The organism is Gilliamella sp. B3783 (assembly GCF_026536125.1).
In the GTDB taxonomy this organism is placed as follows: Bacteria; Pseudomonadota; Gammaproteobacteria; order Enterobacterales; family Orbaceae; genus Gilliamella.
Genome location: NZ_JAFNOU010000010.1, coordinates 60,877 through 76,249, shown reverse-complemented (window position 1 = coordinate 76,249; position 15,373 = coordinate 60,877). Strand labels below are relative to the sequence as shown.

13 protein-coding genes are annotated in these 15,373 nt (G+C 34.9%); 8 read left to right on the top strand and 5 right to left on the bottom strand.

Going from position 1 to position 15,373, the window contains the following annotated elements; all coding sequences use genetic code 11:
* Nucleotides 1-48 precede the first annotated feature (48 nt).
* On the top strand, nt 49-807 hold the full coding sequence (locus J3U59_RS10655) for a rhomboid family intramembrane serine protease (RefSeq protein WP_267334245.1): 759 nt from the start codon (nt 49-51) through the stop codon (nt 805-807).
* Nucleotides 808-861: 54 nt separating this feature from the next.
* Here J3U59_RS10655 and lolE read toward each other — a convergent pair whose 3' ends face one another.
* The 3 genes from lolE to lolC are packed head-to-tail and all read right to left on the bottom strand — an operon-like array spanning nt 862 to nt 4,017.
* On the bottom strand, nt 862-2,103 hold the full coding sequence (gene lolE, locus J3U59_RS10650; protein ID WP_267334244.1) for a lipoprotein-releasing ABC transporter permease subunit LolE: 1,242 nt from the start codon (nt 2,101-2,103) through the stop codon (nt 862-864).
* Nucleotides 2,104-2,105: 2 nt separating this feature from the next.
* The gene (gene lolD, locus J3U59_RS10645) at nt 2,106-2,822 is read right to left on the bottom strand and encodes a lipoprotein-releasing ABC transporter ATP-binding protein LolD (RefSeq protein ID WP_267334243.1); all 717 of its coding nucleotides are present in this window, start codon (nt 2,820-2,822) and stop codon (nt 2,106-2,108) included.
* Entirely contained in the window at nt 2,815-4,017 is a 1,203-nt protein-coding gene (gene lolC / locus J3U59_RS10640; RefSeq protein WP_416379608.1) for a lipoprotein-releasing ABC transporter permease subunit LolC, read from the bottom strand. Before lolC ends, lolD begins: the two co-directional genes overlap by 8 nt.
* A gap of 156 nt (nt 4,018-4,173) precedes the next feature.
* On the opposite strand from lolC, the gene mfd reads away from it, so the two are divergent.
* From mfd to mmuM, 4 genes are all read left to right on the top strand, one after another.
* Entirely contained in the window at nt 4,174-7,632 is a 3,459-nt protein-coding gene (gene mfd / locus J3U59_RS10635; RefSeq protein WP_267334241.1) for a transcription-repair coupling factor, read from the top strand.
* Nucleotides 7,633-7,668: 36 nt separating this feature from the next.
* Nucleotides 7,669-9,174 carry a YdgA family protein gene (locus J3U59_RS10630; RefSeq protein ID WP_267334240.1) on the top strand — a complete coding sequence of 502 codons (1,506 nt, stop codon included), beginning with the start codon at nt 7,669-7,671 and terminating at the stop codon, nt 9,172-9,174.
* Between the two features lie 92 nt (nt 9,175-9,266).
* Entirely contained in the window at nt 9,267-10,664 is a 1,398-nt protein-coding gene (gene mmuP / locus J3U59_RS10625; RefSeq protein ID WP_267334239.1) for an S-methylmethionine permease, read from the top strand.
* Nucleotides 10,657-11,598: a homocysteine S-methyltransferase gene (gene mmuM / locus J3U59_RS10620; RefSeq protein ID WP_267334238.1), complete on the top strand. Its 942-nt coding sequence runs from the start codon at nt 10,657-10,659 to the stop codon at nt 11,596-11,598. Before mmuP ends, mmuM begins: the two co-directional genes overlap by 8 nt.
* A 104-nt stretch (nt 11,599-11,702) precedes the next feature.
* Here the strand turns inward: mmuM and J3U59_RS10615 are convergent, their stop codons facing one another.
* The gene (locus J3U59_RS10615) at nt 11,703-12,317 is read right to left on the bottom strand and encodes a riboflavin synthase subunit alpha (protein WP_267334237.1); all 615 of its coding nucleotides are present in this window, start codon (nt 12,315-12,317) and stop codon (nt 11,703-11,705) included.
* Between the two features lie 428 nt (nt 12,318-12,745).
* Here J3U59_RS10615 and crcB point away from each other — a divergent pair, with 428 nt between their 5' ends.
* Nucleotides 12,746-13,123: a fluoride efflux transporter CrcB gene (gene crcB, locus J3U59_RS10610; RefSeq protein ID WP_065634622.1), complete on the top strand. Its 378-nt coding sequence runs from the start codon at nt 12,746-12,748 to the stop codon at nt 13,121-13,123.
* A 104-nt stretch (nt 13,124-13,227) separates the two neighbouring features.
* Nucleotides 13,228-13,626 (top strand): SulA-like leucine-rich domain-containing protein, encoded by a 399-nt coding sequence (locus J3U59_RS10605; RefSeq protein ID WP_267334236.1) that lies wholly within the window; start codon nt 13,228-13,230, stop codon nt 13,624-13,626.
* A gap of 221 nt (nt 13,627-13,847) precedes the next feature.
* Here J3U59_RS10605 and J3U59_RS10600 read toward each other — a convergent pair whose 3' ends face one another.
* Nucleotides 13,848-14,177: a hypothetical protein gene (locus tag J3U59_RS10600; RefSeq protein ID WP_267334235.1), complete on the bottom strand. Its 330-nt coding sequence runs from the start codon at nt 14,175-14,177 to the stop codon at nt 13,848-13,850.
* 763 nt (nt 14,178-14,940) lie between these two features.
* Between J3U59_RS10600 and J3U59_RS10595 the strand changes: the two genes are divergently transcribed.
* On the top strand, nt 14,941-15,372 hold the full coding sequence (locus tag J3U59_RS10595; protein ID WP_267334234.1) for a hypothetical protein: 432 nt from the start codon (nt 14,941-14,943) through the stop codon (nt 15,370-15,372).
* The last annotated feature ends 1 nt before the right edge of the window (nt 15,373 follow it).

Sequence of the window (15,373 nt, the reverse complement as noted above, 5' to 3'; positions counted from 1 at the left end):
TTTCATCACTGCTTATTATTCCCTACTGTTATAAAGGATCTTTTTTTAATGCGCATAGTCAATGTATTAAAAATACTTACATCACAAGCTAAAATCACAAATGTTTTAATAATGTTAAATGTGGGTTATTTTGTGGTATCACGATTATTAGGTTTCACTACATTAACCTATATGACTGATGAACAATTTCTTATTCTTTGGGGAGCAGATAATGCGGAATTAACCTTATTTTACCATGAATATTGGCGCTTATTTACCAGTATGTTTGTGCATGCTGATTTGACACATTTAGTAATGAACATGCTTGCCTTATGGAGCGTAGGCCCTATTTTAGAAAAACGCATACCAGCTTTTGTGTATATTGGCATCTACTTGTTTTCCGGTTTGTTTGGTAACTTAATCAGTGACTTTTTTTTACTTTATCAACATGTGGTTAGCTGCGGTGCGTCGGGCGCCATTATTGGTGTTATTACCTCACTATTAGCTTATAGTTTAGTATTTAAAACTAATTTCGAAGAGATGCCAATCAAAGCTATCTTAATTAGTTTAGTCTTAACCGCAGGACTGGGATTGTTACCGTCTATTAATAATATTGCCCATGTAGCGGGCGCGATTAGCGGATTTATCATAAGCTTTGCTTTCTTTACTTGTCTTAAATTGGCCCATTATCCAAGTAAATTAGGCATGATACTGCTTTTAACTTTACTTGTAATTATAGCGGCTATATTCGTTTTATTGGTCTATGAATTAACCCCATATGAAGAGTTATTTTACAAATATCTGGTTCTATATCATAAAAATGACTGAAAAAAAGCGCGAATGAATCAATTCATACCGCGCTTTTGTAATGAAAATATATCGCTAAAAACTATTTAAAATACGAGCTGGATCAACTTTACAAGCTCGCTTAGCAGGATAATAACTTGCAACTAAGCTTAATAACATGGCTGTAACAAATACTATTGTGACATCGGTAAAATGAATTTCTGAGGGTAAAAAATCGACAAAATAGATATGGCTATTTAAAATTTTATGTCCCATCAGTGATTCGACTACTTTCATAATATTTGTTAATTGCCATGCAATTACAACACCTAATATTACGCCCATTAAACTCCCAATCAATCCAGAAATAATGCCATACCAAATAAAAATATGTTTGATCAGACCATTGGTTGCACCAAGCGTTTTAAGTATAGCAATATCACGTTGTTTATCTTTCACAGCAATAACAAGTGTAGATACAATATTAAAACAAGCAACGCCAATAACCACAATCATCGCCAAATACATGATTTGTCTTATCATCTGAATATCTCGGTACATAAAGCCAAATGAGTTTTCCCAACTATTAAAAGACAAATTCATATCCAAACCCAATGCAGCTTGAGCAATAATACGGCTTGCATCGAATACTTTATCGACATTAACCATAACACCCGTGACACTGTCACCCATGTCTAGCAACTTTTGTGCATCAGCTAGAGGCACTAAAGCCACATTGTTACTTAAGCTACCACTCAAATCTAAAATACCAACAACGTGTAAACGTACGCGCTTTGGTTGTTTAAGTTGAGTTGAGCCATTGGTTGATACTGGAAGCAATAACGAAACCCAGCTGCCCTCTTTAATTGATAATGTTTTGGCTAATCCTGCACCAATAATCACCTGTTGACTATCAGATTTAAATTCTTGCCATTTGTTATTCAATACAAATTTAGGCAGCGCACTTGTTTGGCTTTCTTGTTCAGGATCGATACCTTGCACTTCAACCGCCCCAAGTTTGCTACCATTTTCAATCAAACCAGTAAAATTGACAAAAGGCACTGCTGAAACAATATTCTTATTTTCTTTTAACTCCTTTTGCACCTGACGCCATTGTTCTAAATTGCCATATTGTGGATATAATTGTCCATGCGGAACAACGGATAAAACACGATTATGTAATTCGCGTTCAAAGCCATTCATCGCACTTAAACCAATTATTAAAGCAGCAATGCCAATAGCAATACTCAGGGTTGAGATAATCGAAATTAAAGATAACATGCCACTTTTACGACGACCTTTTCGAAATTTAATAGCCGTCAATAATGATAAATTCATAGTTAATTTTCCAGTAACGGTTTGTCTGACTCACAATTACTCAACAATTGCCCATCGCTCATAGTTAACTGTTTATCTAATTTTTTTGCCAAACTTAAATCATGCGTGACAACTAAAAAAGCGGTGCCATGTTCACGATTTAAACGAATTAACAAATCAAAAATAGTATCGGCAGTTGATTTATCCAGATTTCCTGTTGGTTCATCAGCCATCACTAATGCAGGATTATTGATTAATGCGCGACCAATAGCGACTCGTTGGCGTTCCCCACCCGAAAGTTCAGCCGGTCGATGATCTGCCCGCTTCACCAAGTTAACCGATTCTAACATTGCCATTGCCCGTTTTTTAGCTTCGTTAGCTGAAACACCGCCAATTAATAACGGCATCGCCACATTTTCAAGTGCAGTAAAATCGGGTAAAAGGTGATGAAACTGATAAACAAAACCAATTTCTTGGTTACGTAAATGCGCTTTTTGCACTTCAGACAATTGATTAAGTTGTTGTGATTTAAATAAGATTTCGCCAGATGTTGGTTTATCTAAGCCACCAAGTAAATGTAAAAGTGTACTTTTCCCCGATCCTGAGCTTCCAATAATAGCTAACATATCACTACGATAGATATCAAATGATACATTTTTTAACACTTCGGTCACCATTTTGCCTTCTTTATAGGTTTTATAAAGATTTTTAGCGCAAAGTAGTCTTTCTGAATTATTCATAACGTAAAGCCTCGGCAGGTTGAATATTGGCTGCACGATAAGCAGGATAGATAGTTGAAATTAGCGATAACATAAGCAATCCAATAATAATAAATATAATTTGTGATGGTTCAACCAACGAAGGTAACTCAATACCTGCAAATGATAATCCCAAAACTTGCATAAGTTCATTTAAATTCAAAGCAAGAATTAGACCAATAATACTGCCTAATAAAGTCCCCATCACGCCCGAACTGGCACCTTGAATAATAAAAATCAGCATAATTTTAAATCGTGATAATCCTTGAGTTTTCAGGATTGCAACTTCACCTTGTTTTTCCATCACTAATAAACTTAACGAAGTGATGATATTAAATGCAGCGACAATAACAATTAAGCTTATCAATAAGCCCATCACATTCTTTTCCATTTTTATAGCCTGAAATAACTCCCCGCGTTTGGCACGCCAATCATTAAATATCAAACCATCGGGTAAAGGCGTATTTATTACCGCTGCGATATTAAGAGGGTTATCTAAAAATAGACGCCAGCTTGTAATCATATTAGCGGGATAACGTAACAGATTTCTTGCATCGGATTGGTTAATATAAATTAGCGCTTGATTGATATCATGATTGACCGAAAATAACCCAACAATATTGAATAAACGCTGAGAAGGGATGCGCCCTACTGGGGTAATTTGGCTGGCATCGGTGACCATTAAACGAATTTTATCACCGACTGTCACCCCTAATTGATTTGCTAATGTTTGCCCTAAAATTACGTTATATTGCCCAGCTTGTAGATCAGCTATCGAGCCACTATAAATATAATCATTGATAGGATCTTCATCTTCCGCTGTAATGCCCATTAATGTGCTTACGGTAATACTTTGTTCACTTTGTAATATTACATCGCCAGTCACTAATGGTGTGATTCGATTGACGCCCTTAATGCTATTAAAAAGCGTACTTGGTGTAAGATTAGGATCGATTCGACCTTGCGTTGAAGTAATTTGTGCTTGAGGAAAAAATTTCAAAATACTATTTTGCATTTGATTTTCAAGCCCATTCATTACCGACAACACGACAATTAAGCCAATCGAACCTAGCATAATCCCTATCATCGATAACCACGAGACAAAACGACCAAAGCCATCTGTTTTTTGACCATAAACATAGCGTAAGCCAATATAAAAAACTAATGGGCGAAATATTTTTGACATAAACGTTTATATTACCTAAAACTTTTAATAAAGTTTACTCGTTAAGTAGAATTTGCTTATCATACAGGATTAAACAGTTATAGAAAACAACCACGTAATTACGCTATAATCCTTCGATAACTTTTTTTGATATCAAAAAAAATTCCTATGCCTAAAACAATCAATCTATCAACACTTATTCCACAAAAACCTGGGGACATAAAACACTGTGGTCAACTAGTTGGCTCAGCTTTATCACTATTTTGTGCGCAAGCAATTCAAGCTCATAACGGATTAGTGGTGATTATTACCGATGATATGCAGCAAACCTCACGCATACACGAAGAACTAAAACAATTTTCGCCCTTTCCGTCTATTTTTTTCCCAGATTGGGAAACCTTACCTTATGACAGTTTTTCCCCACATCAAGACATTGTATCGGCACGCTTATCTTGCTTATATCACCTTGGTCATTTAACCAAAGGTGCTCTGATCTTACCAATTAATACATTAATGCAAAAAGTTTGCCCGCAAAGCTTTTTAGGTGGGCATGTATTCATGATGAAAAAAGGTCTACAGATAAGCCGTGAACACCTACGTTTACAATTAGAAAATGCGGGTTATCGCTCAGTAAGTCAAGTAATGGAACATGGTGAATATGCCACACGCGGCGCATTATTTGATATTTTTCCAATGGGCAGTGATAAACCTTATCGTATTGATTTTTTTGATGATGAAATTGATAGCATTCGGACTTTTGATGTTGAAAGCCAACGCACTTTTGAAGAAATTGAGCAAATTCAACTGCTACCTGCACATGAATTTCCATTTGATAAAGCAGCTATTGAGCTATTTCGTAGTCAATGGCGTGAACAATTTGCAGTAAGACTTGAGCCAGAAAGCATTTATCAGCAAGTCAGTAAAAACATCCTACCAACAGGTATTGAATATTGGCAAGCGTTATTCTTTAATGAGCCGCTGGTGCCGCTGTTTTCATATTTTTTAGATAATACTTTGATTATTAATACGGCAAATATTGAACAGTTTGCCAATAAATATTGGCAAGACATTAATCAGCGATACGAAAGTCGCCAAGTTGATCCAATGCGTCCACTATTATCACCCTCGGTTATTTGGTCTAAAACCGATGAAATATTTGCGCAATTTAAACATTACCCGCGACTTATTGTAGCAAACGAAGCCTTGAGTCAATCAACTAAAAATATTAACTTACCTTTTAGTGCATTGCCTGATGTTGCAATACAAATTCAACATAAAGATCCTTATTTTCATTTTGAACAATTTAATAAAGAGTTTGCGGGTAAAATTATATTTTCGGTCGAATCAGAAGGACGTAAAGAAGCGCTTCAAGAAATACTTGGCCGGCTACGTATTTATCCCACAACAATTACCCAATTAGATCAACTAGACAATATAAATGATCGCTTTTGTGTCATCGTTGGCGCAAGTGAACAAGGGTTTATAGATTTACAGCACAATTTTGCGTTTATTACTGAAAACGAATTGCTAGGACGACGAATTATCCGCCGTAAAAAAGAGTCGAAACAATCAATCAATACTGATTCTTTAATTCGTAGTTTAGCTGAATTAACACCGGGTAAACCTGTGGTACATTTAGAACATGGGGTTGGGCGATATGCAGGATTAACCACACTTGAAACCGGTGGTATTACAGCAGAATATCTAATTTTACTCTATGCTAACGAGACTAAACTTTATGTACCTGTTTCGTCGCTGAATCTAATTAGTCGTTATTCAGGCGGCGATGAAGAAAACGCGCCCTTAAATAAACTGGGTACCGATGCGTGGAGTAAAGCACGGCAAAAAGCGGCTGAAAAAGTCCGCGATGTGGCAGCTGAATTACTCGATATCTATGCTGAGCGTGAAAGCAAACCTGGTTTTGAATTTAAACAAGATCGTGAACAATATAAACTCTTTTGCGAAGCTTTTCCTTATCAAGAAACGGAAGATCAACAAAATGCCATTGGTGCTGTTATTGGTGATATGTGCTCCCCTTATGCTATGGACAGATTGGTATGTGGGGATGTAGGATTTGGCAAAACCGAAGTTGCCATTCGAGCGGCTTTTTTAGCGGTAATCAATCATAAACAAGCCGCTGTTTTAGTGCCAACAACGCTATTAGCACAGCAACACTACGAAAATTTTTGCGATCGTTTTGCCAATTGGCCAATACGTATTGAAAGTTTATCCCGCTTTAAAACAGCAAAACAGCAACAAGCGGTAATTCAAGCACTGGCTGAAGGCAAAGTAGATATTGTCATCGGCACACATAAATTACTGCAAGAAGACGTGAAATGGAAAGATTTAGGCTTACTTATTGTTGATGAAGAGCATCGGTTTGGGGTTCGACAAAAAGAGCGGATCAAGGCTATGCGAGCCAATATTGATATTTTAACATTGACCGCAACGCCAATTCCTAGAACGCTTAACATGGCAATGAGTGGTATGCGCGATCTCTCGATTATTGCAACGCCACCAGCGCGCCGTTTAGCTGTAAAAACGTTTGTCCGGGAATACGACGATTTAGTTATTCGTGAAGCCATTTTACGAGAAATTTTACGTGGTGGTCAGATCTACTATTTGCATAATGATGTATCAGATATTGAAGCTGTTGCTGAAAAACTAGCCGAACTGGTACCGGAAGCGCGAATTGCAATTGGTCATGGACAGATGCATGAACGCGATCTTGAAAGAATAATGAATGATTTTCATCATCAACGATTTAATCTTCTAGTCTGCACAACTATTGTCGAAACAGGTATTGATATTCCCAACGCCAATACCATTATCATTGAACGGGCAGATAAATTTGGTCTGGCACAATTACACCAACTGCGCGGACGCGTTGGGCGTTCTTACCATCAAGCTTACGCTTATCTGTTAACGCCGCACCCTAAATTACTCAGTAAAGATGCTAAAAAACGGCTTGACGCTATCGCCACATTAGAAGATTTAGGTGCAGGTTTTGCCCTCGCAACGCACGATCTTGAGATTCGTGGTGCCGGTGAATTGCTCGGCAGTGATCAAAGTGGGCAAATTGAGACCATTGGCTTTAATTTGTATATCGAATTGCTTGAAGATGCCGTTAAATCATTAAAAGAAGGTAAAGAACCAACACTTGAATCTTTACTGAATAATCAACAAACCGAGATAGAATTACGCTTACCAACATTAATTCCTGATGATTTTATTCCCGATGTTAACACACGTCTATCCCTGTATAAACGTATCGCAAGTGTCGATGATTTAGATGAGTTAACCGATATTCAAGTGGAAATGCGCGATCGCTTTGGTCAATTACCCGATGCTGTTTTGTTTTTATTAGACATTACTAAAATTCGTCATCATGCAAGCCAACTTGGCATTACTAAAATTGAATTGGGTGAAAAAGGCGGTTTCATCGAGTTTGGCGCTAACAATAAAATTTCGGTCGATTATTTAATAGAAATGATTCAAAAAGCGCCAAAAAATTATCGCCTAGAAGGCACAAATCGATTAAAATTGTTGAAATCAGAATTACAACGTCTTGAACGTATTGAATATATTAAAAATTTATTGGTTGATTTTGCTAAACATCAAGCTTAACAACATAATTCATAATTAATTTAAAAGAGAAATATAATGAAAAAAAGCACACTGGCAGTTGGTATTATTGCAATATTAGGAATTGGATACGTTGGCACAGCATGGTATACAGGTAATATCATTGAAACTAACATCGATAGTAAGTTAGAGCAAATAACAGAAATTGCCAATAAATATCAAGATGACTTTACCGTAAAATTTGCTTACAGCAATTATGAAAAGCATATTTTTTCAACAAAAATGCATTTAACCATTACCCTATCGCCTATCGATTCCCCTAATGATAGCATCAATTTATTTAACGATGATATTACCATCCACCATGGTCCTTTCCCAATTGCCGCCCTAAGCAAAGGTTGTTTAACACCGCAGATGGCTTGGATAGATTATACCATGACCGAACAGGCTTACCCTGAGCTTTGGAAACTTGCTGGTAACAAGCCACTGATTACAGGGCATGCGGGTGTAAGTTATGGTCAATATTTGACTGTTGCATTGGCAAATAAAGCCATTACCATGACAAATGCCCAATGGGATGGGCTTGACGGTAAACTCGATCTTTCTGAAGGAAACTACACATTTGAAAGTAATAGTGATGCATCAAGCATTAAAAGTACGGCCAATTTAGACAAATTTGTTTATCAATTAAATGATAAAAGTTCAATTTCATTAAATAAATTAAAATTATCAGCACAACCAAATAGTGAAAAAGGCAAGATAAATTACGAGATTAGCTTTGATAACTTTAAAACTATTATGGATGATTTTGATATACAGGGCAATGTTGAAGTCAGTAATGTCAATAGCAAAGGTGTCATTGATTCGAATGATGTTAATATGGATATCGAAACAACGTTTGATAAATTTACCTTTATACCAACTGGCAAATATTCAAATATAATGTCACAAGTTGAACTGCAAAAATTTGATTTCAAGCAAAAATCTGTAGTTAACTCAACCAATACTGTCGATGGTTCAACAAAATCAACAATTGGTTCTATCATTTTAGGTCAACAAAACTTAGGCTCAACCCTGTTAGATCTGGATTTTAAAGGTGTTGATAAAAGATTCATTTTTTCAAATATAAATGAATCTTATAGTTACAACAGTGACGCTTCTAGCAATCCAGTTAATACTAAGGTAACATTAAATAAGTTTAATTTTCACAATGCTAGTGGCGATATTAATATGACCGCAAATATTGATATTTCTGGTGTTGACAGTGATGATTTAACCATCAGTGATATTGATAATATTAATGCTTTGCAATTTAGCCTACATGCACCATTTGATGTTATGGCGCGTTTTGCTGCACAAATGGATAACCCGAAAAGCAACGAAGTCACGCCAGATCAACTATCTAAAGCTAATCAAACAGTTCAAATCATGGCAAAAATGTTCTTAAGTGGTTCTGATGCATTCGTATTTAATAACGGCAACACTAAAGGTGTATTCTCTGACATAGATTTTTCTAAAGATAAAGATGAGGTTTTAGTGAATGGTAAAACAATTGCTAAAGATGAATTTTTAAATAATCTATAATTACCTATTACATAAAATCTGATAACAGATGAGCTATTGCGCCGGTCAATTCTGGCGCAATGTTTTTTTAAATCATTGAGCAAAAACAGGTTATGAACACAAACTCCCCATCTCACAACGAAAATCAATTTAAACGTACCATGAAAACTCGGCATTTAATAATGCTATCGCTAGGGGGCGTGATTGGTACAGGGTTATTTTTTAATACAGGTTATATTATCGCAACGGCCGGCGCAGTTGGCGCAATCATCGCCTATTTAATTGGCGCTTTAGTGGTTTATTTAGTCATGCTATGTCTTGGCGAACTGGCTGTTGCCATGCCCGAAACGGGCGCATTTCATACTTATGCGTCGCGATTTATCAGTCCAGGAACAGGCTACACTGTTGCTTGGCTTTATTGGTTAACTTGGACTGTAGCACTAGGTTCTAGCTTTACTGCTGCTGGCCTATGTATGCAGTATTGGTTTCCTACTGTTTCGGTTTGGATTTGGTGTCTAATTTTCTGTGTCGTGATTTTTGCTCTAAATATTATTACCGCTCAATTTTTTGCGGAAAGTGAATTTTGGTTTTCAATCATTAAAGTCGTCACCATTATCATCTTTATTATTGCTGGCTCAGCTGCAATATTTGGCTTTATTCCAATGAAAAACGACATGCCAGCACCTTTTTTACATAATATAACTGACAATGGTTGGTTTCCAAATGGCATTATTCCGATTATTATGACGATGGTTTCAGTTAATTTTGCTTTTTCTGGGACCGAATTAATAGGCATTGCTGCTGGCGAAACACATAATCCTGAAAAGAGCATACCGTTAGCAATTAAAACCACAATTTTAAGATTGATTATCTTTTTTGTTGGCACTATTTTTGTGTTAGCCGCGTTATTACCGATGGATCAAGCTGGCGTAATTAAAAGTCCATTTGTTATGGTATTTGAAAATATTGGTTTACCTTATGCAGCTGACCTATTTAATTTTGTTATCTTAACTGCAATTTTGTCAGCAGCAAACTCTGGGCTATACGCATCAGGACGTATGCTTTGGTCACTTTCAAATCAAGGTACACTACCAAAATGCTTTAGCAAATTAACCCAAAAAGGCATTCCAACTATTGCTATCGCAGTCAGTATGCTAGGTGGGTTATTAGCACTATTTTCAAGTGTTATTGCGCCCGACTCGGTATTTGTTGCACTAACTGCTATTTCGGGTTTTGCCGTAGTTGCAGTGTGGTTAAGCATTTGTGCTTCACACTACTTTTTTAGAAAACAACTTTCAATTGCTGAGCTAAAAACACTAAAATATAAAGCCCCATTGTACCCAATTGTACCTATATTAGGTTTTATATTATGCTTAATTGCCTGTGTCGGTCTTGCGTTCGATCCAGAGCAGCGTATTGCATTATATTGTGGTATTCCTTTTGTTATTGTTTGTTTTATTGCACATCATTTTACCGAAAAATACCAAAAAAAGAGTCATGCCAATGAATAGTTGTAATCCAATAGCTGCTTTGTTAAAGCAGAAAAAATACATTGTTATTGATGGTGCGCTTGCCAGCGAATTACAACGCCGTGGTTGTGATTTAAATGATAGTTTGTGGTCTGCTAAAGTGCTTATTGAGCAACCCGAATTAATCAGTCAAGTCCATTATGAATATTTTAAAGCAGGCGCTGATTGCGCTATCACGGCAAGTTATCAAGCTACTCCGCTCGGGTTTGCCAAAAAAGGGATTGATTTAAAACAGTCCATAGCCTTAATCAAAACAAGTGTTAAACTTGCTAAGCAAGCCAAACAACGTTATTTAAATGAGCTAGCTGATAACAAGCCACTCCTGATTGCAGGATCAGTTGGCCCTTATGGTGCTTATTTGGCGGATGGTTCAGAATATACGGGCGATTATCAACTAACTGAACAGCAATTTATTCAATTCCATTTGGATCGAATTAAAGCGTTGATTGAGGCAAAAGTCGATATTCTTGCTTGTGAAACGTTACCCTCTTTTCCCGAAATTCAAGCGTTAACCAAGCTTATTGCACAATTCCCAACGATAACTTGTTGGTTTTCTTTAACGTTAAAAGATGAAAATCATTTAAGTGATGGTACCCCAATATCAAAGGTGATTAACTATCTAAACAACGTTGATCAGATTGTAAGTGTTGGCATTAATTGCATTGCGTTAGAAAAAGTCACGCCAGCATTAGCGGTAATGAGTAAGCTGACAACTAAGCCTATTATTGTTTATCCTAATTCTGGTGAGAAATACGATCCTATCACCAAGCAATGGCATAAAAATCATCAACATTGCTGTACCTTTGCAAATCAAATTGATATATGGATAAAACTCGGGGCGAAATTAATCGGTGGGTGTTGCCAAACCACACCAAAGGATATTGTAGAAATAACAGCGTTATTAAATCATCAATAAACCATTAAGCTTATAAACCTATTGCTCAATGCTATAGTTGAATATTGTAACGTTTATCGCCCATCAATTGGGATTTGATGGGTTTATATCAACACTAAATTGGCTTAGTTGTGAGTTCTTGCCGCTAGAACTCGTTCAACGGTATCGACAATTGCTTGTGTTTGCGAATCTATTTCAATATTGACATGATCACCTATTTTTTTGCTATCTAACGTGGTGATTGCTAATGTTTCAGGAATAAGATGTAAATCAAAACAATTTTGCTGTATATCACCAACAGTTAAGCTGGCACCATCAACACCAATAAATCCTTTATAGAGTACATATTTCATAAATTGGGCTGGCATAGCTAAAGTCATTTGACAATTAGTTGCTGTTTTTTGAATATTGGTAATTGTTGCCACGCAAGAAATATGTCCGGACATAACATGCCCTCCTATTTCATCACCATATTTTGCACTACGCTCAATATTCACGTAATCATTAATTTTTTTAGCGCCCAATGTAGTAAGTGCTAAGGTTTCTTGCATAATGTCAAACGACACCCAATCTTGTTCAAAACCGGTCACAGTTAAGCAACAACCATCATTGGCAATAGACGCGCCAATTTTCAAATTGTGATTTAGCTCATCAGGCAATTTGACCTTATAAGTGCGTAGTTTATCGTGATCGATAATATCAATAATTTGCCCCACACCTTGCACAATTCCTGTAAACATAATGTATCCTTAATAAAAAACGGTTATTCGATATTATTTTAACTTATTTAGGACAAAATTAGCTAGAATTAGCATAGTTAACTTAATTTGAAAGCCAAATAGAATAATATGTTTAAACAGTTTGCCACCAATCCATGAGCCATTTATGTTACAAAAATAAAATTAACTGCACATTTTTAACTGAAAATAGTCATAAATTCGCTAAATAGAATGGCTTATTTGTAGGCAGCTATTTGCCTTGATTGTCATTGAATTAGTGATCCTAATCATTGAAATAAAGTTTTATACAATTTTATTGCTTAGCTAATAATAAGATTATAACCCAAGGTATACATTTTGTTATGATCTCGGTTATAGTTAACCACCTTTGTCAACAAAACAGATAAAATATCATTAAATAAAACTATCGAATTTGTAAGGATCTTTATATGTTAAAACTTATTTTAGCTATTTCGGTTGGTTCCGTGGCTGGAGGATTATTAAGATGGTTTTTATCATTAAAATTAAATGTGATTGCCTTTGCCATTCCTATTGGTACTTTACTGTCTAATCTGATTGCGGGTTACGTTATCGGTTTTGCTATTGCATTTTTTACACATAGTCATCTTTCAGCAGAATGGCGACTGCTGGTTATTACTGGCTTTTGTGGAGGGTTATCTACCTTTTCAACATTTTCAGCCGAAATAGTTAACTTTATACAAGAAGGCAAAATAACATGGGCACTAACAACCATTGCTGTTCACGTTATTGGTTCAATATTAATGACTTTTTTAGGTATTTTATCTTATCAATATTTTCGCTCTTGATTTTATATAAACAGATTTACCTTAAAAGAATCATCAAACAGAGTTTACAACCGCAAAATACTGTATTAATATACACTGTATATAAATACAGTTTAGAGGTTATTATGTTTATTGAACATTCAACTCCACAACTTATTGCGGTTGATTTTGAATCACCTTTTCAACAATTATTACAACAACAGCAATCTTTATTAAAATCATTAAATAAAGCCAAAAAATGGCAATTATGGCTTTCAGATAGACCAATGCTAAAACGTTCATGGTTTAATACAGCTGGGCTTGATAAACAAAAAGTGATTCAATTGGCTAATTTGAAAAATGAAAATTTAATTGCAACTATTGAAAAAGCCCTGCAAAGCGAAACTTGTAGCTATATTGCTGCTTGTATTCATAATTTGAATGAACAGGATAAACAACGCTTGCAAAAGGCGGTATCAAATAGTGATACATGCTTATTATTAGTTAATGATGAACAATATCAACAGCAGACACAATATCATTAATCATTTTGAGTATTACACAGCAAAACCTTATTTAGTCATTAAATGACTAAGTTTACTATTCGCTGTTTAATGACAAGCTTGAAGAAAATTCATAGTTAACTGCTAATATTCATTTTATGCAAACAAAGTTAAATCAATAAATATAGCGTTGTTATCATACAAAGGTGAGTTTAAACAACTAAAAAGATCTTTTTTTGGGATCTTTTTAGTTGCTTGGGCATTTAATCGTACATAAAATTAATATTGACTCTATTTTTATCTAAATCAATCATCAATTCACATCCTGTCCATATTGTCTTACCGTTAGTTAAATTATTATCGATGTGAAATTGCCTTAATTTGATTAGATAACTTAATATTCCTAAATTCACATATCTTGAAGTCGTAAACCAATTTCTTTCATTAAGATCGTTGATATAATCATATTCATAATGGCAACGCTGATCATTTGATAAAAATTTAGCTTTCATAATCACTTTTTTCGCTTCTATTGGCGCGACATTAAGTAAAATTTGGCTTATACCATTATAGATACTACTATCCTCTCTCATTGCTTATCTCCTAGGATATTTCAAAAAAAATTGACAACTAACATTTTGAGTTCACGTTGAACATAAAATTAATAGGGATAATCTACAACTGATATTAAAGTACTATTTAAAATGTATTGCTTTAAATACTAAGCAAAAATCAACGGTTTTGATAAGCTTAATATTTGTCTTATTTGATCAATAAATAATGTTATTACGAATTACTAAGTTTAAAAGCAAATCTGATTTGATAAAGTGAAAGTCTAACTAGCATAATGAATGCTTAACATAATTAGATTCATCACTAGGTATATATAGTTAAAATATTGCTGGGCATTCTACGATAAAAGTGCTAAAAACCAAAACTATTAATCAATACTTGTCAGCTATTTAGTACTGTTTATTAAATGTAATGGATAATGACATGCATGACACTTATCGTGCAATCAGCCTATAAAACATTTAAAATCAAATGTTAACCATTTTTTTAACCATTACTCTTTACAAGAGTTTTCCACCATAAAAACCATTTAATTTACATTATAAAAGCCTTAATTAACAAAATAACAGGTGCAGATAGGCAAACCTGAGTATGCCAGAGATGATTCAACATAAAATATAAATGACTATTAAATCGCTACAGCAAAAATCTAGCTAGTATTCAATAAATTGAATAACAAAAAATCGTTCCGTTGTTGATAATACTAAATTCCAAAAATATACTTTACTAATTTAATATGTACACTTATAATAATAACACTTATTAAAATCATGGAAGAACACTATGAATACTATTACAACCTCGTTTTTACTCCCTACTACGGCTAAACCTGAACACGTATGGCAATATTATGTTGATTTATCTTTAAGAAAATTGTGGGAAACCGATCTTGAGGATTTTAAATTATTCGGTGAGATGAAAACGGGTGCAGAAGGTATATTTAAATTACAAAATACACCAGAAATGCCCGTTACTTTATCAAAGGTTATCGTTAATCAAGAATTTACTGAACAATTTATGATGCCAGAGATGGGCGTTTTCTATTTTTCACATCAAATTGTGCCAATTGCAACAAATCAATATGCATTAAAATCAGAAATATCATTAAAGCCTAATCAAAACGTAGCGGATAGTGCATCTTATCATTTCATAAAACAACTGTCTGATGATATTATTGACAAAACATATGCATTGAAAAATTTAGTTGAAAGGTAAA